Origin of the sequence: Anaerohalosphaera lusitana (assembly GCF_002007645.1) — a bacterium.
Taxonomy (GTDB): domain Bacteria; phylum Planctomycetota; class Phycisphaerae; order Sedimentisphaerales; family Anaerohalosphaeraceae; genus Anaerohalosphaera; species Anaerohalosphaera lusitana.
Genome location: NZ_CP019791.1, coordinates 3,802,706 through 3,825,592, shown reverse-complemented (window position 1 = coordinate 3,825,592; position 22,887 = coordinate 3,802,706). Strand labels below are relative to the sequence as shown.

Genomic DNA, 22,887 nt, shown 5'->3' with positions numbered 1-22,887 from the left:
TTCTGCCACACCTGACTCTATCGGCCAGACCCATACAAAAACCCTAACAAAATCCGAACGAATTTCCAGAAATTTCACATAAATTCACTGCCGGTATCAAAAAACCGCATTTTACCGGTCCTTCCCCTAAACTTCCTCGCCCGCATTCCGGTGCATAATGAATGCCCAGAGTGACCTTGCTGCTGATTGAATATATCGCCACCAATTTTCAAGCCCGATCACTTGAAACGTCGATAAAAGATATGTAACATGCCCCGCTGACTTAAGGGGCAGAAGGTTTTTGGGGTTTTAGTTGAGCATCATATAGCTCATTCCGATGCCGAAAAACACTTAGAGGTGCGGGGTCTCTGCGCCACGATTGCCGGGAAATCGCAGAATAAATGAACAATTTAGCCGTTAATTCTAACATATATTAAGAAAGCTTTTTGGAGATCATGCAGCATAGGTTATACTTTAATAGGGGATTACTCATGGAGACAGGAGGTGTTAAAATGAGATTGGATCGACTCCTCTTGGTAGCTTTGATTACCGTCACGGCTATTGTAAGCATATCACAGGCATTCGATGAACCGGGCCCCGTCGTCAAACGCGTCATAGAATCCGCAAACGAGGGCGACCCCGACTCGATGTTCGTACTCGGCTATATGTACCAGGAAGGCGATGACGGCGTCGAGAAAGATCTGGACAAGGCACACGAGTGGTTCAAGAAGGCCGCCGACAAGGGACACGTAGAGGCGATGATCGCTCTGGCGTTCATGTATCAGAAGGGCGATCCCGTCCGGCCTGACCCCTACAGAACAATCTACTGGCTGCAAAAGGCCGCCGAAAAGGACGATGCCAACGCGATGTTCTATCTCGGTGAACTCTACCACCGCGGCAAGGGCGTTGCGGTCAACCTGCCCGAGGCTGTCCGCTGGTACAAAAAGGCTGCCCGCGCAGGCGAACCCCACGCTATGTACTGGCTTGGCGACATGTACAAAAACGGCACCGGCGTCCAGCAAAGCGACGAACAGACCTATCACTGGTTCCAGAAAGCCGCCGAAGCCGGCGATATCTCCGCCATGTACTATCTCGCCACCATGTACGAAGAGGGCGTCGGCACGGACCAGGACATCGACAAGGCAGTAAAATGGTACGAAGCCGCTGCAGACGAAGGGAATTCCGACGCCATGTACTCCCTCGGAACCCTTGCCCGCGAAGGCCGCGGAATGCCCAGGGACATCGATGCCGCCGTTGAATGGTTCAGCAAGGCCGCCAAGCAAGGCAATTCAGACGCAATGCTGCAGTTGGGGCTAATGTTCGATAACGGCGAGGGTGTCGCCCTGGATCCCGAAAAAGCGGTTAAATGGCTGGAAAAAGCTGCTCAGGGCGGAAATCTCCGCGCCATGCAGCTACTCGGTCTCAAGTACCTAAACGGTGACACGGTCGGCAAGGACCTCGAAAAGGCCGCAAACCTGCTCCTCCCGCCCGCAAATGACGGACTGGTCAAGGCCATGCTTGCTCTGGCTGAAATATATCGCAGCGATTCTCCGTTCATGCAGGACAAGGACAAGGCCGTCGAGTGGGTCCGCAAAGCCGCACAGGCAGGAAATCTCACCGCCATCCTCGACCTCGCTCAAATGTACCTCAAAGGCGAAGGCGTCGAGCAGGATAAAGAAAAAGCTCTCGCCTGGTACAAAAAGGCTGCCGATAAAGGCAGCGATGTCGCAGCCGAAAAGGTCGAAGAGCTCGAAGACAAGGGCCTGCTGAACATCTTCTAAAGCCTGCATGATTTTTCGAACTGCCTGCGAAACAGCTTCGAGCAAGCGTTGTAACTTTAGCGCTGTCCCTCAATCTTCCACTGCACGCAGCGCAAGTTTATTCGCCCCGTCCACAACAGTTATCCTGCACCCCGGCTCCTGCCGTATCCACTCGTCCACCACCTTCTGCACATCCCCCGCAGGCTCCATGTGCGCCCGGCGTATCGTCTCATCATCCATCTCCGAATAAACCCACAGCTTCCTCAGCCGCCTTATCATCTGAGCGAACTTGTAAGGCTTGTGCGCAAAAAGCACATACTCCTCGTCGATGCTCGCCAGCACATCCTCCAGCGGCTGCGTCAACCTGTCGTAAAAATTCGCCCGCGTCCGCTCCGCCCCCACTCCGCCCGGACACGCTGACACGAACAGCACCTCGCCCCCGTCCCGTACAGCCTGCCCCGTCAGCTCCAGCGCCCGCTGCGAAATATACAGATCCACATCGTTCGGCAGCCCGCCCGGCGACACGATCAGCCGATCCGCCTTGCCCACCTCCCGCACGTTCCGCTCATCACTCACCTCGAACGCCTCCCGACTAACTTCCTCCGCCAGCCCGAACTCCCCCCACAGCGCCTTTCCGCCGCTGCTGACAATCGCAACCGCCCACACCTCGCGCCCGCCCACGATCATCTCCATCCCCTCCAACTGATCGCGCGCCAAAGGATTACCCCGCCTGCCTTCGTCCCCGCACCACGGATGCACACAGAACGTCGACAGCTCATCCAGCGCCAGCGCATGATTCTTCTCCACCGTCTCATACGCGCACATCCCCGGCAGAAAATACTTAACCGGATTCGAATACCCCCCGAAATAGTGCGGCTTGACATCCGACAGCACAACATAAACATCCGCCCCCAGAACCTTCTCGTTCACCCGCACCGGCGTCCCCCGACTCGTCACCCCCAGCTCCGCAAACTCCGCCCCCTCGCAGTCATGCACGAAAATATCGTAATGCACCAGACCCTCCCGCTCTGCTATCCGCCTGATCTGTTCGATGATTCGACCGTTCGCCTCCGTATCCGCATCGTGCGTCCCCGTCGCGATCCCGAAGCTCACCCTCTCCGCCCCCATCAGCAGATGCACCAGTCCCGGCAAAACATCATCCAATGGAAAATCCCGCGTGCCGTCCGCAATCAGAACACAAACATTCCGCCCCGCTACGGATTCAGAAAAATTCTCCCCCTCCACTCTCCCGAGCATTCTCTCCGCCATCGCCAGGCAGTTGCCTTCACCTCCAGCGCTCCAGGGCCGAATCACATCCTGCAAATTCTCCTCAGGAATATCGACCCTTACCTCACCTTCACCGTAGTGCAGGCAAATTCTCATGTCGCTAAAAACCTCAGAACCTCAAGAAATCTGTAAGTGATTATAATGTCAGTACTCGCACTAAGCAAACTCTAAGACCGAAAATAAGCTGGAAATGCGCAGCCGGACCGAAAAAATCACTGAAAGCCCCTCCAAAAAGTTCGTCGGAGGCGCGGCTGTCAAATTCTACGGAGGCTCAAATGAATAATCCCTATCATTCCGCGATGAGCCCAAAAAATGCAAGTAGGCGGAATTAGCCCGTCACACACCCCTCAAACATCCCCCGCAGCTCATCCTTGTCCACCTTCCATCCTATCGCCGTAAACGTCGTCCCCGCCCCCAGCTTTCCGCACGCCTTCTCCCGGCTCACCTGATCGTAAACTACCTCCACATACTCCGCCCCGTCCCCAAAGTCGATGTTCCCCTTCAACCTCAGCAATCTCTCACCCAGCTCATCTGTAACCCTCTCAAACGCCTCACGATCCATCCTCCCCGCATCACGAAACGAAACAGCATAAACATCCGCAGGCCTCTCATCCACCGCCTCACCATCCGTCTTCGCATGCACCAGCCCGTCCACGAACCCGCTCAGCAGCTTTCCCCGCTCTGCCGTGACGATCTTCGCCCGGCCGTTCACACCACTCACGATCTTCCGCACCACCCCCACAGCCTCATCGCTCACCAAATCGCATTTGTTTATCACGATCCCGTCCGCAAGGCCTACCTGCCCGTTCACCACCCGCAGATGCGGCGCGACCTTGCTGTAGTTCAGCGCATCCACAACACACACGTTAGCCCGCACCTGGAATTTCGCCAGCAGCTCGGGCACCGCCAGAATATTCTCAAAATCCCGCACCTCCGCGATTCCCGTCGCCTCCACGATCACCGCGTCCGGCCGAGCATTCTCCGCGATCTCCGTGAATGCCTTCAGCATCTCCGTCTTCGTGCAGATGCAGAATATGCTCCCCTTGTTGATCTCGAACTTTGCATAATCTCCATCCCGCACCCGCGAACCGTCCACGCCGACCTTGCCGAACTCATTGATCACCAGCGCGACCTCTCGATCCTTCAATCCGCCGTCCTCCAGCAGATGATTCAGCACCGTCGTCTTGCCCGCACCAAGATACCCGGTCAGGATGTATACGTCTATCCGATCACTCATAGCTCTTTCAGCCATTCCTTAATAACGATCGTCTCCGGCACCTCGCCCGCCGCCTTTACCTGCCGCCGCGTAAGCACAACCGCCACATCACCGTCACTGCCGACCCCGTAATCGCGCACCGAATCTTTATCCTTCAGCCGTTCGACATCCACATCCGCGCCCAGCTCCTTGACCGCCCGCTTTGCGTTCTCCATCGCCTGCTGCGCCTTCTCGTCGTCGCTCCCAACCACGCTCAGCGTGGCTCGCCGCTGGCTGAGTCTCCGCCGCATCTTCTCGTTGATCCGCTTCTGTATCGCCTCGATAAGCTCATTCTTAGGCGGTATCCGCGAAACGAACGTGATCTTCCCGTCGATACATATCGTCGGCACGTTCCGCACCATAAGCGACGTCATCAGCACCAGCGAATCTTTCTGCTTGATCTTATGCTCCCGCCATTCCACAAGGCCGTCAAATTCCGGCGCGACCTTCCGCACCGCGTCCACCATATACTGGCAAGGCGCACACGCCTCCGAGTCCAGCGTGATAATGTCCACGATCACCTTGTCGCTCTGCCCGTACTGCGACATATCCAGCTTCTCGCCCGCAGCCGCCTCTTCGTCCATCGTCTTGACAACGTCCCGCTTGTACTCATCCTCGACGACTTCGACAACCGCCTCAAGGTTCTCCGCCGGAGTCGCATAAGGCAGATCACACCCAGGCGCGAGTATGAACCCTTTATCCCCGCCCAGCTCCATGCACTCTACCGCGTTCTTCTGCGCATCCAGCGGACTTCCCAGCAGCAGCACCGTCGTCAACTGCATATTGCCGCCAAAGCTGATCCCGCGCTTAACGCACTCGTCCCGCACATAGTCCAGCGGTATATTCTCGTCAATCGAAACATTGTCCGGCCCGCACTCACACATCACCTCGATGTTCTGCTGTGCATGCCCGCAGACAAAGAACGAACTCAACGCCCCCAGCTCCCGAACATTGTCAAAAACTTCCTTCGCGAACGGACTCACATACTCGGTAAACTGGTCCGGCCCGATCTGACTGGTCATCGGATCCACCACCGCGATCACATCACAGCCCGCTTCAACGTAGTACCTGCTCATCGCCTTGCACACATCCCGGCAGAACCCCAGCAGCTCCATCACATACTCACGATCATCAAACATCTTCATGAAGATGTCAGTCCCCAGCAGATGCAGCGCCAGCGTAAACGGCCCCGTGATCAGCCCGTACACAGCAACATCCGGATGCTCCTCTCGTATCCGCCTCGCGGCCTCCATTACAACACCGATCCTGCCTTCGCCGGCACCCGGCACCTTCAACTGCTCCAGCTTGGTCCCGTTGCCAAGCGGATGGTCCACGACGGCAGGGGGGTTGTCCTCGGCCCATTTCAGCCCGCAGCCGAGCACCTCCGCCTCTATCTGCAGATCGAACGTCACAGGCAGCCCGTCCGGCTTATACCGTTTAACTGCCTCACCCGCTCCTTTTACTATCATGTCAGCGCTTTTGAGATACTCGTCCGCTCCGATCCCCAGAAGGGCTCCCGCATGGCTTCCCACAAAAGGAACCCACGGCGTCCTGTCGGTCTTTTCACACTTGATCGCTGCCTTTACTCGCTCACGTCCAGTCATGGCCAATTCTCTTTCGAAATTCCAGAATGTTAATTTCTCCAAACCAGCTAAGAGAATAATCCCACCGACAAACTTCTGCTTTGCCTATCTCATCTTTAACTAACACTTTCTTGCTATTTATATATTTTTCTAAAGATACAGATAGGCGGTGTCTTTTAATTGTTGTCAGAGTTCGGCTTTAAGTACTTGCCTGATATAACTTTATAAAAATTTAGTAAAAAAGCTCACGTTGACTCTTGACGCCCTCAAACAAACGTTTAATATGTTCGTATTAAACATGTGTTTGAAAGTAGGTGTTTCCAAATTGGCAAGAAAACCAGAAATAATTGACCAGTCCAACGATGACACTCGTTGTCGTATACTTGAAATCGCCCGACAACATTTTGCCGAAAAAGGCTTTCGAGCAAGCTCTGTCCGTGCAATAACCGAAGAAGCCGACTGCAATGTGGCATCCGTAAACTACTACTTTGGCTCGAAGCAGAATCTTTACGTCGAAGCTTTCAGAAGTGTTATAGGAAACCTGACAGAGGTAAGAGTCGCCGCTCTTGAAGGGCTGCTTAAACGTGAGCATGGATTTACCCTTGAAGAACTGTTGAGAACCTTCTGCCGTGTATTCATTGACCCACTTCTGGAAAACGGAGGCGGCAGAATGTTTATGAGGCTTATGCAGCGAGAATTGGACGAAAAAAGACTGCCTCCGGGACTATGCATTGACGAAGGCATGCGTCCCGTAAGAGATGCTGCTCATGAGGCCCTTAAAAGGGTTTTTCCTCAGATTAGCACGGACGTTTCCTACTTCTGCATTCAGTCGGTAGTCGGTCAGCTCGTTTATGCACTCCAGATGAAAACTTTCCTCTCGGAGACAGGCTACACCGACTGGCCCGCGCTCGACCTTGAACGAACCATCGACCACGTGGTCCATTTCTCAGCAGCAGGAATCCGCGGCTGCGTCGAAAACACGAAAGGATCGGCAAATGACTAGCGAATCCACAAAATTTGCTCTTGCTCTAACAGCCGCCATTGGCTTGCTCCTCACAGGCTGTACCGTGGGCCCCGATTACGAACGGCCCGAAACTCCAGCCGATACAGCAGGTTCCTACAACGCCGTCCCCGCCGAATGGCACGATCCCAACCAGCTCCCCGAGCCAGTAACCTGGTGGCAGAATTTCGGCGACCCCGTAACCGAAAAGCTCGTCCGGCTCGCTCTCGAAGAAAACTACGATCTCAAATCAGCCGCCGCCCGCGTTATCGAATCCCAGGCCATCCTCCGCCAGGCACACGGTGCACGCTGGCCACAGATATCATACAACGCCGACCGCCTCAGAGCCAAACGCTCACTCAATACCTTTGGTTTCGGCGGTTCCATCCTCACGACCGACTACTCCCAGGACATAAACATAACCTACATCGCCGACATCTTCGGCAGACTCCGCCGAGCCGAACAGGCCGCATACGCGGACCTGCTCTCCACCACCCACGCACACTATTCCCTCGCCCACGCGATTATCGCACAGGTCATAAGAACCCGGGTACAGATCGCCACAAACCAGCGTCTGCTCGACATCGCCCGTGCCAATACCGCTAACTGGCAGCGAAATCTCGAGATCATAAACCGCCGCTACGAATCGGGCCTCGTAACCCCTCTCGACGTCCGGCTCGCCCGCGAAAACCTCGCTTCATCCAAAGCCGCCGAACCGTCCATCCAGCAAGCCCTCCAACTGCAGTACCACAGTCTCGATGTCCTGCTGGGCCGTCCAGCCGGCACAACCGAAGAATTGACGAAAACCCTTGACGATCTCCCCGACCTCTCACCCGTCCCCCTCGGCCTGCCTATCGACCTCCTCGAACAGCGCCCCGACGTCCGCCAGGCCGAAATGCAGGTCGCAGCCGCAACCGAACGCGTCGGCGTCAACATCGCACAGATGCTCCCCGACTTCACACTCACAGGCTCCTTCGGCTATAACTCCTCATCTTTCCGCCAGCTCACAGAGGCCCAAAACCAGGTCTACTCCGGCATCATCAGCCTCGCAGCACCGATCTTCCAGGGCGGCCAGCTCGTCGCAGGCGTAGACGCAGCAAAAGCCCGCGTCGAACAGGCAGCCGCAAATTATTCAGGCACGATCCTTACCGCCATAAAGGAAGTCGAAGATGCCCTCGTCACCCTCAAGAACCAGCGGACCCGTATCGCCGAACTGAGAACCCAGCTCGATGAAGCACTCAAAGCTGAAGAACTCGCCGGCCAGCGCTACGTCAGCGGCGTTGATAATATTCTGCTCGTGCTCGAAACCGAACGCAGAAGACGCCAGGCAGAAAACCAGTTCGCCCTCGCCAAGGGCAATCTCTGGCAGGCACGTATCGACCTCCACCTTGCCCTCGGCGGCGATTGGCAGATTACTGAAATCATAGATCCTGTAGCAAACAAAGAAACAGGCAAAGGAAATTAATCCATGAAAACATTAACTCAGACGATCAAAACTGTTCTCGCCCATCTGTACTTCCTGTTTATGGCGCTGCTGATCGGTGGTGCGGTCTTCGGCCTCTTTATGGGACTCAAAAAGAAACCGCTTCCGCAGTTGAATGTATTCGCGATCGGCCTTCCCATCGCCATCGCTGCCGCACTTTTGATCTTCTTCCTCTGCTGGTATTTATACTACGGCAGGAACGGCAGACGCAGACCCATGCTCATACACGCATCCGCCGCCATCATCTTCATAGCCATCGGTCTTACCGCTGCCCGCATGCTGGTCTCAATGAAAAAGGCCCCCGAAAAGGTAGAAACCGAAGTCGTCGCACCTCTGCTCCAGGCCCAAAAGGTCCACGCGAAAGACATCACCGTCACCGTCTCAGGCTTCGGCACCGTCCAGGCCAAAACAACCGTCAAGATCATCCCCCAGGTATCGGGAAGCATCACCGAATTGCACCCCAACTTCGTCAACGGCGGCTTCTTCGGTGCCGATGAAACGCTCGTTAAGATCGACCAGCGCGATTACCGCAATGCCGTCCAGAACGCACAGGCAGCCGTTGCACGAGCCGAGGTCGCCCTCGAACGCGAACAGGCCGAAGCCGAAGTCGCCCGCCGTGAGTGGGAGCAGCTCAATCCAGGCAAAGAACCAACCTCACCCCTAGTCCTGCGAAAGCCCCAGATCGCCGAGGCCCAAGCCTCACTCAAAGCCGCCAAGGCCCAGCTCGAAAACGCAAAACTCAACCTCGAACGAACCACTATCTCACTGCCGTTCAACGGCCGCGTCCTCGAAGAATCCGTGGACATAGGCCAGTACGTAACCGCGGGCCAGTCCATCGCGACCGTCTACGGCACCGACACAGTCGAAATTACCGTCCCGCTCGAAGACAAACAGCTCCAGTGGTTCGACGTCCCCCTCGCCGGTCAAAGCGATGACACAGGTTCACCCGCCGTAGTAACTGCAAATTTCGCAGGCGGAACCCACACCTGGGACGGCCGGGTGGTCCGCACCGAGGGCCGGATCGACCCCCGCTCCCGCATGGTCAACGTCGTCGTCCAGGTCCCCCAGCCCTTCGAAAACGCCAACGGCCGACCACCTCTCCAGCCCGGCGTATTCGTCGACGTCGACATAATAGGCAAACAGCTCAAAAACGTCATCCCCGTCCCCCGCACCGCGTTGCACAAACGCAATGAGCTCTGGATCGCTAACGACAGCCGCCTGCACATCAAAGAAGTCGACATCATACGCATGGACAAGGAAAACGCATATATATCCGCGGGCATCCCCGACGGCACGATCGTCATAACCGACTCCCTCGAAGCGGTCACCGACAACATGAAGATCCGACCCAGGCTCACTGACAATTCTGATAAGAAGGAAGATCAGCAGTGAAAAACGATACCACATACAAAAAGGGCCCCCTAGCCTGGTTCGCACGCAACCACGTTGCTGCAAACCTCCTGATGGTCCTCATCATCGCCTCCGGCATCATCACCATCGCCACCATCAAAGTCGAGCTCTTCCCCGAGATGAGTCTCGACCTGATCACCGTCACCGTTCCATACCTCGGTGCCTCCCCGGACGAAGTCGAGCAGGGCGTCATCCTACGCGTTGAAGAAGCCGTCGCAGGCATCGAAGGCATAAAACGACTAAACGCCTCCGCCGCCGAAGGATCCGGCACCGTCTCCATAGAAGTCGAGGAATACGCCGACACCACCGAGGTCCTCGACGACGTAAAAGCCGAAGTCGACCGCATCATCACCTTCCCCGAAGAAACCGAAAAGCCAATCATTACCGAGATCAAGGCCCGTCGACAGGTCATAACCATCGTCCTCTACGGCGACGCTACCGAACGCACCCTCAAGGAAATCGCCGACGACATCCAGGACGACCTCACAGCATTGGACAACATAAGCTACGTAGAGGTCCGCGGCGTCCGTCCCTACGAAATATCCATCGAAGTCTCCGAAGAGGACCTCCGCCGCTACTCCCTGAGCTTCAGCGACGTCGCAAATGTCGTCCGCCGGTCATCCCTCGACATCCCCGGCGGCTCCGTAAAAACCAAAGGCGGCGAAATACTCATACGCACCAAGGGCCAGCGCTACACCGGTCGCGAATTTGAAAACATTATCCTACTCTCACAGCCCGACGGCACCTCTATCCGCCTCGGCGACATCGCCAACGTAATCGACGGCTTTGACGACACCGAACTATACACCCGATTTGACGGCGAAAGGGCGGTCCAGGTCCGCATCTTCCGGGTCGGCGAACAGCACGCCCTCGAAGTCGCCGGTGCAGTCAAGGACTACATAGCGGAAAAAGAAAAGAACCTTCCCGCGGGCCTCTCACTCGCGATATGGGAAGACACCTCCGAAATGCTCCGATCCAGGATACAGCTTCTCAATAAGAACGCTGTAATGGGTCTGATCCTCGTCTTCCTCAGCCTCACCCTCTTCCTCGATCCGAAACTCGCTGTCTGGACAACCCTGGGAATACCCATATCCTTCCTCGGTGCCTTCTGCATGCTCCCGGCTTTCGACATATCCATAAACATGATCTCGCTCTTCGCATTCATCATGTCTCTCGGTATCGTCGTCGATGACGCCATCGTCGTAGGCGAAAATATCTTCGAATACCGTCAGCGTGGCATGAAACCCACACAGGCCGCCATCAAGGGTGTCCGCGAAATGGCCGCCCCAGTCACCATGGCCGTCCTCACCACCCAGTTCGCATTCGCACCTCTGCTCTTCGTCTCCGGCGTCATGGGCAAGTTCATGCGTGTCATCCCTATCGTCGTCATCGCCGTCCTGGCGGTTTCTCTCATTGAGGCCTTCCTGATCCTGCCCGCTCATCTCGCCGGTGCTAAGATCAGCGACAAACCCACAAAACACCACCCCATAAAGAGAATGCACGCCGCTATCGGCCGCGCACTGCAATCGTTCATCAATGGCCCCTTCGAACGTTTCGCAGCTCTCGCCGTCCGCTGCCGTTACGCCACACTCGCAGGAGCATTCGCAATACTGCTCGCCATCTTCGGGCTCATAGGCGGCGGATTCATAAAGATTGTTCTATTCGATGAAATAGAAGCCGACAACATGATCGCCGACGTCACAATGCCCCTGGGCACACCTGTCGAACGCACGATCGAGGTCGTCGAAAGACTAGAATCCGCAGCCCAGCAGGTCCGCAAAGAATTTGACGCAAAACGACCCGAAGGTGCTCGCTCCCTGTACAAACACGTCGGTACCACCATCGGCGACCAGCCCATTAAACGCGAAGGTGGCGGCCCAGGCAGCGCCAGCATGGACAGCATCTCAGCAGCGCACCTCGCGGAAGTAAACATCGAACTTATCGGCGGCGAATACCGCGAAGTCTCTTCCAAAGAGCTGCTCAACAGGTGGCGTGAGCTCGTTGGCGAGGTCCCCGGCGTGTCTTCACTCGAATACCAGGCCGAGATCATGAGCGCCGGCGAAAAAATCAACATCGAACTCGCCCACAACGATTTCGATATGCTGCTTGCCGCTTCGAACCGGCTCAAACAAATCCTCGACGACTACGCCGGTGTAAAAGATATCTCAGACAGCTTCGAACCCGGCAAGGACGAAATTAAGCTCTCCCTCACCTCTCAGGGCCGTACACTCGGGCTCACCCTCGCCGACCTTGCTTCCCAGGTCCGCCAGGGCTTTTACGGCGAAGAGGCACAGCGAATCCAGCGAGGCCGCCACGACATCCGTGTAATGGTCCGCTACCCCTACGAAGAACGCACCAGCCTCGAAGACATCGAAACAATGCGCATCCGCCTGCCCGATAACACAGAAATACCTTTCCAAACGGTTGCCAACGTAGAATACGGCCAGGGCTACGCAACTATCCAGCGTGCCGATCGCATGCGAGTCGTAAACGTCACCGCAGACGTAGATGAAACCGTTGCGAACGCAAACGAAATTAACGAAAATCTTGGCCGTAATGTCCTTCCCGAACTCATCGCAAAGCATCCGGGCCTCAAATGGCGCTACGCCGGCGAAAAACGCGAAATGCAGGATTCGTTCGGTACGATGTTCGCAGCATTCCCCATCGCGCTGCTCGCTATCTATGCATTGCTCGCAGTTCAGTTCAAAAGCTACGTCCAGCCAGTTATCGTAATGTCCGCAATCCCCTTCGGCATCGTCGGAGCGGTACTGGGCCACCTGCTCATGGGCTTCAACCTCAGTCTGCTCTCGTTCTTCGGTATAATCGCGCTTTCCGGCATCGTAGTGAACGACTCACTCATCATGATCGACCTTATCAACCGAGAACGCGGCGAAGGAATCAAGCTCATGCAGGTCATCAAAGACGCGGTCACACGCCGTTTCAGACCCATCCTGCTGACTACCATGACCACCTTCCTCGGCCTCGTCCCCATGATGCTCGAACAAAGCCTCCAGGCACGGTTCCTCATCCCGATGGCCGTAAGCCTCGCATTCGGTGTCGCCTTCGCAACAATGATTACCTTGATTCTTGTCCCATCTTTGTATATGATTCTGGAAGACATAAAGAAAATGCCCAAAAAACTCAAAAAAGCACTCACAGTGAACCAACAGGAAGAAGCGAACGTTGCCTGATGTTGAGCACACAAATTTTACATACGTAGACACAGACGAAGGCATGGCCGAAGTGCTGCCTGCACTCGAACGCGCCCCAAGCATCGCCATCGACATCGAAGCGGACTCTCTGCACCACTACTTCGAAAAGGTCTGTCTCATACAGATCACCATAGAAGAAGAGAACTACATCGTCGACCCGCTCACCGACATGGACCTTGACCCGTTCCTCCAGGTCCTCGCCCATAAAACACTCATCCTCCACGATGCCGGCTACGACCTGCGAATGCTCAAAAATTCCTTCGGTTTCGAAACGAAGGCCCCAGTTTTCGACACTATGCTCGCCGCCCAACTGCTCGGCTACAAAAGGCTCGGCCTCGTCGCACTGATAAAACACTTCTGCGGCGTATCCCTCTCCAAGCACGGCCAGAAATCCGACTGGTCACGACGACCCCTCACCCCCAACCAGCTCCAGTACGCAAGCGACGACACCTATTACCTCCACGTCCTCGCCGAAAAACTGCACAACCAGCTCGAGCAGCTCGGCCGTCTCGAATGGCACGATCAGGCTTGCAAAAAGATGGTACGCTCCGCTACCGCTGAAAAAGAACCCCCCGACCCCGACCGCATCTGGCGCATAAAAGGCACCTCAAAACTAGACCCGCTCCGACTCACCCTCGTCAAGCACATCTGGCACTGGCGAAACGACGAGGCCCGCAAAGCCGACCGCCCAGCCTTCCACTTCATGCACAACAAGGATATTTTGAAGCTCGCCGACTGGGTCGCATCCCACCCGCACGCATCGATTCGCAAATCAGGCCTGCTCCCAGACAACTGCAGAGGCTCCCGCCGTGCGGCCCTCGAAAATGCGGTCCACCAGGCCCTGAGTACACCACCCGACCAGATGGTGGCCAAGCAAAAACGCAAAAAGTCCGCACCTGCGATTCCATACTGTCAGCAGATCATCGAGGACCTTCGCGAACGCACACGCAAAAAGGGCGAACAGCTAAACCTCCCGCCCCAGATCATCGCCTCCCGCGCAACTCTAACCCACATCGGACGTGACCGCATCAGCGATTTTGACCGCCTCGTGGAAGAAGTCGGCATGCTTCCCTGGCAGGCCGATATCCTGCTACCCGACATAAAAGAGACCCTCGCCAAATACCCCAAAAAATAGGTTCATCACAAAGTGCCCGACTACGCAAGCTGCATCCAGATATCTCCTTATGTTTGCCGAATACCCAGCCGCATAATTTCACGGTCCGCCGAGAATGGACCCTCCTAAAAGTACATCGGAGGCGCTGCTGTTAAATTATGCTCCCGCCCAACTTGCCGTTTCTCCATTATTCCGTGAGGATGCCAAAATTTTAAACCTCGACATATCGGCACAATACCGCTACTATGATTGTAAGAGATGAGTTTGTTTAGGAGCTGAAAAATGTCACTAGCTGATTACTTCGAAAACGCACAGGGAACAGGCATCCTCGCAACAACCGATGCCGATGGAAATGTCGACCTCGCGGTATACGCTCGACCCCACGTTGAGAACGAGGGCACCATCGCTTTTGTAATGGCTGACAAACTGAGCCACGCCAACCTGCAGTCCAACCCCAAAGCCGCCTACATGTTCATCGAAAAGACCGACGGCTACCAGGGCAAAAGGCTCCACCTGCAAAAGATCCGCGAAGAATCCGACCCCGAACTCGTCGAATCGATCAGAAGAAGAAAAAGGCCCGACTCACCCGACGCCTCCAAAAGTACCGCGGTATACTTCAAGGTCACGAAGATCCGCCCCCTCGTTGGCGGCTGAAAGGTCTTGGGGTCTTCTTATATGAATTGAATGAAGTGCTCGCAGGTCAGTAACCAGCCCCCGGCTTATAATGGCTGGAAGCTGTTTTTAAGTGGCTTCTAAAACGCTCAGGACCGCCGTCCTGACAGGCATGGAACTGCCTCTAACCTACCACTGCTCCCCGAGATACACCAGTTGCAGTTGCGCCTCGTGATTGCCCTCCCTCGCCGCACGCTGCCACCAGTTCACAGCCTTGTCATAATTCTTCGCCAGACCCTCACCGGCATAGTAGGCCTGCGCAACCTTCAGCATTGCACTCACATTGCCGTCCCTGGCGGCCCGCACAAACCAGTTCATGGCCTTCTTTAGGCTCTCGTTCTTCAGCTTCCCCTCGCTGTGCTCGTTGGCGATCCACACCATCGCATCGACACTGCCCGCGTCCGCTGCCCGCGTAAACCAGTCCGCTGCCTTGGTATGATCCACCTCGACCCCCACGCCTTCCTCATACATATGACCGACCTTCACCATCGCACCTGCATCACCCTTCACAGCCGCCTTATGGTACCACTCAAACGCCTTCGCCATATCCCTTCCGGCGTCATAATAATTATCCGCCATCCACATCATCGCGTCCAGATACCCTCCGTACGCAGCTTTGCGGTACCACTTAACGGATTCACTCACATCGCTCGATACACCAAGCCCTCTCTCATACATCGCGCCCAGCTTATACATAGCTTCGGCATTACCCGCCTCAGCCGCTCGCTCATACCAATCGACCGCATCAGCGTAATCCCTCTGCGTCTCCTTGCCGTGAAAATACTCATCACCAAGCCACAGCATTGCCTTGACGTTGCCCGCCTCAGCCGCACGCATGTACCACGCCCAGGCCTTCTCGTAATCTGTCTCTATGGCCTCGCCGCTCTCATACATCTTAGCAAGCAAATACATACCTCCGTCACTGCCTCGCTCAGCAGCACGCAGGTTCCATTCAATCGCCTGCAGACTGTCCTGTATCACACCCTGGCCTTCACGATACATCACACCAATACTTACCATCGCGTGCACATCTCCGTTGTTGGCTGCACGCATGTACCATTTGATCGCCTTGTCGTAATCCCTAACTACGCCCTTGCCCAGATGATAAAGCCTGGCAAGACTTGTCATCGCATTGCTGCTTCCGCTCTCGGCTCCTCGCTCAAACCAATCAAAGGCTTTCTCAATATCCCTGCCTACTCCCAGTCCCTCCTTATACGCGCTGCCAAGCAGAAACGCTGCCTGTGCATAACCAAGCTCTGCATTCCTTCTGACGCTGTCGACAGCTTCGATCGCAAGCCGCCTTGCCTTGAGCTTATCCACCTCAAAATTGCACTTGCCCAGGTAATAACATCGCGCAACCCACATCCTTGCTAATTGGTGCCCGTCAAGCGCCAGCTCCAGAAAAATACCCTTCGCCTGCTCATGGTCAACCTGGCCCGCCGATCCGTTATAAAGGTTGATTCCCTCTTGAAGTCTTTGCAGGTCGCTGAGGTTTCTCATCTTCTCCTTGAGAAGATCGATCCTCACTTCGAGTGATGACGGATCGTCGGCATAGTCCTTGAGCTTCTCCAGAAACCCGATCGCTTCCTTGTACATGCCGTCCCGGATCGCCTGCTGCGAAGCCTTCTGATACCATTCCGCAGCCTTCAATTCGTTCTTGAATATGCCCATCCCCTCTGCATACATATCTGCCAGCTTGCCCATCGCAAGCGCATGACCCGTGCGCGCAGCCTTTTCGAACCAGCCCATTGCCACCGCATAGTCGCGGTCAACTCCGCCCTTGCCCTCCAGGTGGAACAACCCCATCTGGTACATTGCGTCTACGTTACCCATCCTGGCCGAGCGTGAATACTCTTTTGCCTGGTCCTCATCCTCATTCGGCAGCTCAGTCTCTGTCCAGTCTGCAACAGGATCCGCACCCTGAACATGACCGCCTAATATGACCAAAAGGGCAAAAAATGCCGCTATAAATCTATTGCGCACTGACGTTCTCCCCATTCTGCTGTCAATTTTAGATTCCGTTAATTTAAAATGCGAATATAGCATACCATTCTCTATATAGTCAATCACAAATACGTAAACCGATCAAAACACGTGTCAAGAACTCCGTATTGCCTCCTCCTTATCCCTTCAGCCCCTAATATCTTAAGGGTAGCTCTAATAATTGCTTTTGAGCGGCAAGTAGAAGATTTTTGCGTTCCGGCAAGGAAGACAAATCAGCTTTAGTTGTAGCTAAAGCGGTTTTTGTCTGACGCCGCTCGGAACCAAAAAGATTCGCTTGTCCGCCAAAATGAATTTTTAGAGGTGCCTTAATAATAGGAACGTGCCGGGCAAATCTGCCTGCTCACACATCACAGGAAATAACCGGCTTTTTGCCCTCAGACACACCTGCAAACTCTCATCTGGCAACCTTTGTCGATCTGGCTGTACAAAACCTCGATACGTTCGACCGCCTGATAGAACCCGTTATTCTACACCACACTATAAGTCATAGTCATAGCTTTGTGCTTTTTTTTGTAAAAATTTACATGCCTATACTGCGTTTAACGCATAGAATTGGAGGCAGTAAATCTGACGGACTGAAAATCGCCGTCTCAAACAGTTGTATTATATTCACTATACGGGATTTTACAATGAGTAAAGCCAAATGGACACCCAGAGCAATTGTTTTATTCATCTTTTTTCTAACGATGCTTACGGGTCTGATCTCTCTCACCATACTCGCTCCTGCAACCGCCGATAACACAGGTCCAGATACCGCCGAATCTTCAAAGCAATCTCCCGACCTGCCCCAGCAAAACCTCTATGACCACGTCGCACCCGCCTCAGTAGAAATACTCGTCGACGGACGACTTGCCGGCTCAGGATGTTTTGTTGCCCCAACCGGCCTTGTGATCACCGCCGAACACGTCCTCGCTCATCCGGATCGCAGAATCGAGGTAATAACCAACACCCGCGACCGCATCCCCGCCTCAGTAGTCGCCGTAAACTGCGCCCATGATCTCGCTCTGCTCCAGGTGGACTCGGACCGGGAAAACTTCCCATACCTCCCTATAGCCGAAAAAACACCGCCCGCCTCGACACCCGCCTACGTCTTCGGTGCGCCTGTGTTCCGCCATGGTGTAATGCTCGCTGGCCGCGTTGCTCGCAACCAGACAGCCTTTGAATGGTACGGCAGCGAAAAAGAATACATCGAGATAATCCATTTCTCCGCCCTCGCTCCTCAGGGCATGTCCGGAGGCCCCTGGTTTGACTCAGAAGGGCAGTTAATAGGCATTCAGTCAGGCGGCATGGTCCTCGATGGCGGCCACGTCGGAATATCCTTCGTCGCACCCGCCCGGCCCCTTCGCGAACTGGTCAAAAACAAAAAAACCGTCCAAACCCCAACCCTCGCCATCGCATGCGAAGAAATGTGGGAGCAGGGCTCCAACCCCCTCAAAAACGGCGAATCCATCGAGGGCCTCATCGTGCGCATAGTCTGCGAACCGGGCCCGTCATTCTCAGCCGGCCTCAAACCGGATGACATCATCACCGCTGTCGAAGGCGAAAAGGTCCGGTACCGCGACGAGCTCCTCCACGCCGTCCGCAGCCGAAAAACCGGCCAGACGGTCAATCTCACCGTCATAAGTCCCGACAATCCCGAGCCCCGAGACGTCGATGTCACTTTGACCGCCCTCGAAAAAGAATGGCTCGATAAGGATGCTGAGCAAACATAAAAATCTTTGTCCGAACGCAAATTTCGCCGATAAGTAACGTGCAAATCCTTAATTAAGAGCCATAAACGCTGCCCAAGACCTCTGCATAAAGCACCGCCGTGCCGTTTTCTCCCCACGACTCGAATATTTTCACTTGACACTTTCCGCCATGCGCCCTTAAATGAGTCCATATTAGAATGCAGGGTTTCATATATGAATAATTACATAATTCCAAATCTCAGCAAGGCCTGCCGCATGCTCTCCTGCATCGCGGCCAGCGACAAAGGAATGACCGCTGCCCAGATAGAACAGACCCTTGCTGTACCCAAGACAACCGCATTCAGAATTCTCCGCACCCTCTGCCACGAAGGCATGGTAACCAAGAACGGCGGCACATACCACGTCGGCCCGACCCTGCTCGAACTCTCCGGCAGGGCGATCAGCTCCGTCAACGTCCGCGATCAGGCCGTACCCGTCATCCAGGAACTCGCACAAACGACCGGCCAAACCGCCCACCTTGCGATCCCGAGCGGAACCTCATCGCTGATCCTCGAAGTCTGCGACTCACCCAACCCCGTCCGCGTCGCATCCAGACCCGGCACACTCGTCTCCATGCACTGTTCCAGCACCGGCAAAGTTTTCCTTGCGTATCTCTTCAAGGATCGTCTTGCCCAAACTCTCGCCGACGTAAAGCTCGAACACCGCACCGCCAACACCAAATGCACCGTCGCCGACCTCCAGGCCGAAACCGAAAAGATCAGGCAGCTCGGCTACGCTACCGACGACGAAGAATATCACACAGGCGTACGCTGCCTCGCCGCCCCCGTTTTCGACGGACGAAACCAGGTCGTCGCCGCCCTCGGCATAACCGCCACAACATCCAGCTTCACCCCCGAAAGAACCCAAGAACTCGCCGCCCTCGTGGTCGGCGCAGCAAATAAACTCTCAAAAAAACTCGGACACAATAATAACATTTAAAGGAGTGTAACATGAGAATCGCAAAAACCTTGTCGCTGCTATGTATCGCTGTCTCACTATTGCTCACAGCCGGCACTCTCACAGCAGCACCCGACCAGCCACTCCCCGGCCAGGCCTACCAGCCAATGACCGAAGACGGAGCATGGTGCTGGTTCTCCGACCCCCGCGCAGTCTACAAAGACGGCAAGGCCTACGCGGGCTGGGTCACAAAAGACGGCTCCATCGTTGTCGGTACATACGACTACAAAACAGGCGAAACCCAGCAAACCGTCCTCCACGAAAAGTTCCAGGCAGACGACCACTGCAATCCCTCCATCCTGATCCGCCCCGACAACCGCCTCGTCGTCTTCTATACACTCCACGGCGGACGCAATATGTACATCCGCATTTCCGAAAATCCGCTCGACATCTCCGAATGGAGCCCTGTCATCAACCCCGGCTTCTCAAATGCCAAAAACCGCTACGGCGTCTGCTACTCCAACCCCGTGCAGCTCTCACAAGAAGACAACAAGATGTACGTCCTCTGGCGCGGCATCGACTGGAAGCCCACCATGTCCACCTCCACCGACGGAGGCAAGACATGGGCAAAGCCAACCCAGGTCATCACAAGCACAGGCGGCCGCCCATACGTCAAAGTTGGTACCAACCACAACGACCGCTTCGACATCGCCTTCACCACCGGCCACCCACGCCGCGAACCGCAGAACAGCGTCTTCTTCATGCGATACCGCGACGGCGCCTTCTACAAAGCCGACGGCACAAAAATAGCGAACATCGACCAAACACCCATCGCCCATACAGACGCCGACATCGTCTACGATGCAACTGAAACAAACGTCCGCGCATGGGTCTGGGACACCGCAGCAGACGCAGACGGCAACCCCGTCATCGTCTACACTCGCCTGCCCTCCGAAACCGACCACCGCTACCACTATGCACGCTGGACAGGTGAAAAGTGGCTCGACGTCGAACTCTGCAAAGCAGGCAAGTGGTTCCCCGAAACCCCCCAGGGCAAACGCGAACCCGAACCGCACTACTCCGCAGGCATCATACTCGACCACAACGACCCATCTACGGTCTACCTCGCATTACCCCGCGGAGGAACATTCGAGATCGAAAAATGGACCACCGCCGACAAGGGAGAAACTTGGAACAGGACTGCCGTCACTGTCAACAGCACCAACGACAATGTCCGACCTTTCGTCATCCGCGACTATCCCGCACAAACCGAAGGCCCTCGCGTCCTCTGGATGAACAACCGCAAATACGTTCATTTCGCTCGCAACGGCGGTTACGACACCTCAATCCGCATGGACGTACCACCAAGACCGCTCAGCACAGCCATCGAACCAGCCGAAATCGAAAAAGCAATGGCCAAGGTCGCCGACTGGCAGCTCGAAAATCCCCTCCGCCACTCCAAGACGAACTGGACCACCGGCGCACTCACCGCCGGCATGTCAGCATGGGCGCAGATGGCCGAAACGGATAAATACACCGACTGGCTCATTGAACTGGGCAACGACACGAACTGGCAGCTCGGTCACCGAAAGTACCACGCCGACGATCACGCCATCGGCCAGATGTACATCGAACTCTTCGAACGGCTGAAGGACCCCGAAATGATCGCTCATACAAAGCAGCGTCTCGACTGGGTCATCAAAAATCGTTCCTACGCCGATCTGAAATTCTCCCGTAAGTCCCAGGAAAGATATAGCTGGTGCGATGCTCTCTTCATGGCTCCCCCGACCCTCGCACGTCTCTCCGCCGTCACAGGCGATGACAAGTACATCGACTTCATGGATGAAGAGTGGTGGGCGACCACGGACTACCTCTACGACGAAGAAGAACACCTCTACTTCCGTGACAGCCGCTACTTCGACAGACGCGAAGCAAACAACGAAAAGATCTTCTGGGGCCGCGGCAATGGTTGGGTATTCGGCGGCATATGTCGTGTCCTCGACTACATGCCCCAGGACTACCCCACCCGCGACAAATACATAAAGCTCTACAAGGAAATGGCCGCAAAACTCGCCGACATACAGCAGCCTGACGGCCTCTGGCGCGCAAGTCTGCTCGATCCGGGCAGCTATCCGGCACCGGAAACAAGTTCTAGCGGCTTCTTCACCTATGGCCTCGCATGGGGTATAAACCGCGGCATACTCGATGAAGACGAGTATCTGCCTGTCGTCAAAAAAGCATGGGCAGGCCTCGTCAAGTCCATCCACGCCGACGGTAAACTCGGCTACGTCCAGCCCATCGGCGCCGACCCCAAAAAGGTAACCTTCGAAATGACAGAGATCTACGGCGTAGGCGCGTTCCTCCTCGCAGGCTCCGAAGTCTACACCATCGCCTCCGTCCACACAGCGGGCGACCTCCTGACTGTCGCGAACCCGATCACCACTTTCCGCGACAGCCAGACCATCGAACTGCCGCTGGATAAGTACGGCAACGATCTCGCCGTCTTCAACTTCGACACCAAAGATTTCGAAGTTACTCAGACTGTTGACGACGACACGCTTCTCTTCCAGGCCGACCTCGCACCCGGCGAACGCAAGATCTTCCGCGTCGTCCCCCAAAAAGACAGCTACGACATCCCCGAATCCGAATACACCACCTTCGGCCGCTTCGTCCCCGAACGCAAGGACGACTTCGCATGGGAAAACGACCGCATAGGCTTCCGCATGTACGGCCCCGCACTCGCCGCCACAGGCGAAGTATCCTCCGGCGTCGACGTATGGGCCAAATCCGTCCGCTACCCCGTCATCAACAAATGGTACGAGCACGGACATTACCACGACAACACAGGCGAAGGCCTCGACTTCTACAAAGTCGGCCCATCACTCGGTTGCGGCGGCATCGGCATCTACACCGATGACAAACTCTACAAATCTTCCAACTACACCGATTACAAAGTAATCACCAACGGCCCGATCCGCACCACCTTCGAGCTCACTTTCGCACCCTGGGATGCAGCCGGCACAGAGGTCAGCGAGACCAAACGCATCTCAATCGACCTTGGCTCTAACGTTTCGCGTTTCGAAAGCACCTTTGACATCGCTGGTTCTAACGAACTTCCCGTCGCCATAGGTATAGTCAAACGCGAAGACGGCGGCGACCTCGCCTACAACCTCGCCGAAGGCTGGATGACCTACTGGCAGCCGCCCCATGCAGCTCACGGCACCATCGGCTGCGGAGTCGTCGTCCCTGATGCGGACGTCAATTTTGTCGACGACCACGGTCACGGCCTGCTCGTCACACCTGTCACCGACGGTCAAACCATCACCTACTACGCAGGCGCAGGTTGGGATCAGTCAAACGACTTCGACACCCGCGCACAGTGGGATAAATACGTTAAAACATTCGCCAAAAACAAGGCCAACCCCCCAAAGGCCTCGAAGGGTTGGAAATAAAGATATTATCATAGCTGTAAAACAACGAAAACTGTTATTCCAAAATTAA

The 22,887-nt window shown here is 55.4% G+C and carries 14 protein-coding genes; 10 read left to right on the top strand and 4 right to left on the bottom strand.

All coding sequences use genetic code 11. The annotated features are described in order from the left end of the window. Nucleotides 1–491: 491 nt before the first annotated feature. Nucleotides 492–1,760, top strand: a complete 1,269-nt coding sequence (locus tag STSP2_RS15505) for an SEL1-like repeat protein (RefSeq protein ID WP_169853273.1) — start codon at nt 492–494, stop codon at nt 1,758–1,760. Between the two features lie 69 nt (nt 1,761–1,829). Here the strand turns inward: STSP2_RS15505 and STSP2_RS15500 are convergent, their stop codons facing one another. From STSP2_RS15500 to STSP2_RS15490, 3 genes are all read right to left on the bottom strand, one after another. Then, nucleotides 1,830–3,122: a lactate racemase domain-containing protein gene (locus STSP2_RS15500; protein ID WP_146663639.1), complete on the bottom strand. Its 1,293-nt coding sequence runs from the start codon at nt 3,120–3,122 to the stop codon at nt 1,830–1,832. 232 nt (nt 3,123–3,354) lie between these two features. Continuing rightward, entirely contained in the window at nt 3,355–4,263 is a 909-nt protein-coding gene (locus tag STSP2_RS15495; protein ID WP_169853272.1) for a CobW family GTP-binding protein, read from the bottom strand. After that, nucleotides 4,260–5,885, bottom strand: a complete 1,626-nt coding sequence (locus STSP2_RS15490) for a uroporphyrinogen decarboxylase family protein (RefSeq protein ID WP_146663637.1) — start codon at nt 5,883–5,885, stop codon at nt 4,260–4,262. Before STSP2_RS15490 ends, STSP2_RS15495 begins: the two co-directional genes overlap by 4 nt. 304 nt (nt 5,886–6,189) lie before the next feature. Between STSP2_RS15490 and STSP2_RS15485 the strand changes: the two genes are divergently transcribed. The 6 genes from STSP2_RS15485 (at nt 6,190) to STSP2_RS15460 (ending at nt 14,737) form a co-directional block, all read left to right on the top strand. Next, the gene (locus tag STSP2_RS15485) at nt 6,190–6,867 is read left to right on the top strand and encodes a TetR/AcrR family transcriptional regulator (RefSeq protein WP_169853271.1); all 678 of its coding nucleotides are present in this window, start codon (nt 6,190–6,192) and stop codon (nt 6,865–6,867) included. Then, nucleotides 6,860–8,329: an efflux transporter outer membrane subunit gene (locus tag STSP2_RS15480; RefSeq protein ID WP_146663635.1), complete on the top strand. Its 1,470-nt coding sequence runs from the start codon at nt 6,860–6,862 to the stop codon at nt 8,327–8,329. Before STSP2_RS15485 ends, STSP2_RS15480 begins: the two co-directional genes overlap by 8 nt. Before the next feature lie 3 nt (nt 8,330–8,332). Next, a complete protein-coding gene (locus STSP2_RS15475) occupies nt 8,333–9,739 on the top strand; it encodes an efflux RND transporter periplasmic adaptor subunit (RefSeq protein ID WP_146663634.1) in 1,407 nt (468 codons plus the stop codon). Next, nucleotides 9,736–12,948, top strand: a complete 3,213-nt coding sequence (locus STSP2_RS15470) for an efflux RND transporter permease subunit (RefSeq protein ID WP_205847922.1) — start codon at nt 9,736–9,738, stop codon at nt 12,946–12,948. Before STSP2_RS15475 ends, STSP2_RS15470 begins: the two co-directional genes overlap by 4 nt. Continuing rightward, nucleotides 12,941–14,104, top strand: a complete 1,164-nt coding sequence (locus STSP2_RS15465; protein WP_146663633.1) for a ribonuclease D — start codon at nt 12,941–12,943, stop codon at nt 14,102–14,104. Before STSP2_RS15470 ends, STSP2_RS15465 begins: the two co-directional genes overlap by 8 nt. Before the next feature lie 261 nt (nt 14,105–14,365). Next, nucleotides 14,366–14,737, top strand: coding sequence for a pyridoxamine 5'-phosphate oxidase family protein (locus tag STSP2_RS15460; protein ID WP_146663632.1), 372 nt, complete (start codon nt 14,366–14,368; stop codon nt 14,735–14,737). Nucleotides 14,738–14,884: 147 nt separating this feature from the next. Here STSP2_RS15460 and STSP2_RS15455 read toward each other — a convergent pair whose 3' ends face one another. Further along, nucleotides 14,885–16,738, bottom strand: coding sequence for a tetratricopeptide repeat protein (locus STSP2_RS15455; protein ID WP_169853270.1), 1,854 nt, complete (start codon nt 16,736–16,738; stop codon nt 14,885–14,887). 650 nt (nt 16,739–17,388) lie between these two features. On the opposite strand from STSP2_RS15455, the gene STSP2_RS15450 reads away from it, so the two are divergent. From STSP2_RS15450 to STSP2_RS15440, 3 genes are all read left to right on the top strand, one after another. Further along, nucleotides 17,389–18,471, top strand: a complete 1,083-nt coding sequence (locus tag STSP2_RS15450) for a S1C family serine protease (protein ID WP_169853269.1) — start codon at nt 17,389–17,391, stop codon at nt 18,469–18,471. A 192-nt stretch (nt 18,472–18,663) separates the two neighbouring features. Further along, entirely contained in the window at nt 18,664–19,428 is a 765-nt protein-coding gene (locus STSP2_RS15445; protein WP_146663629.1) for an IclR family transcriptional regulator, read from the top strand. A gap of 11 nt (nt 19,429–19,439) precedes the next feature. Then, nucleotides 19,440–22,838 (top strand): glycoside hydrolase family 88 protein, encoded by a 3,399-nt coding sequence (locus STSP2_RS15440; RefSeq protein WP_146663628.1) that lies wholly within the window; start codon nt 19,440–19,442, stop codon nt 22,836–22,838. The last annotated feature ends 49 nt before the right edge of the window (nt 22,839–22,887 follow it).

What these genes read in the sequence shown, in the direction of transcription:
- STSP2_RS15505 (WP_169853273.1), top strand. Translation starts at nt 492, where the DNA reads ATGAGATTGGATCGACTCCTCTTGGTAGCTTTGATTACCGTCACGGCT.
- STSP2_RS15500 (WP_146663639.1), bottom strand. Translation starts at nt 3,122, where the DNA reads ATGAGAATTTGCCTGCACTACGGTGAAGGTGAGGTAAGGGTCGATATT.
- STSP2_RS15495 (WP_169853272.1), bottom strand. Translation starts at nt 4,263, where the DNA reads ATGAGTGATCGGATAGACGTATACATCCTGACCGGGTATCTTGGTGCG.
- STSP2_RS15490 (WP_146663637.1), bottom strand. Translation starts at nt 5,885, where the DNA reads ATGACTGGACGTGAGCGAGTAAAGGCAGCGATCAAGTGTGAAAAGACC.
- STSP2_RS15480 (WP_146663635.1), top strand. Translation starts at nt 6,860, where the DNA reads ATGACTAGCGAATCCACAAAATTTGCTCTTGCTCTAACAGCCGCCATT.
- STSP2_RS15475 (WP_146663634.1), top strand. Translation starts at nt 8,333, where the DNA reads ATGAAAACATTAACTCAGACGATCAAAACTGTTCTCGCCCATCTGTAC.
- STSP2_RS15460 (WP_146663632.1), top strand. Translation starts at nt 14,366, where the DNA reads ATGTCACTAGCTGATTACTTCGAAAACGCACAGGGAACAGGCATCCTC.
- STSP2_RS15450 (WP_169853269.1), top strand. Translation starts at nt 17,389, where the DNA reads ATGAGTAAAGCCAAATGGACACCCAGAGCAATTGTTTTATTCATCTTT.
- STSP2_RS15445 (WP_146663629.1), top strand. Translation starts at nt 18,664, where the DNA reads ATGAATAATTACATAATTCCAAATCTCAGCAAGGCCTGCCGCATGCTC.
- STSP2_RS15440 (WP_146663628.1), top strand. Translation starts at nt 19,440, where the DNA reads ATGAGAATCGCAAAAACCTTGTCGCTGCTATGTATCGCTGTCTCACTA.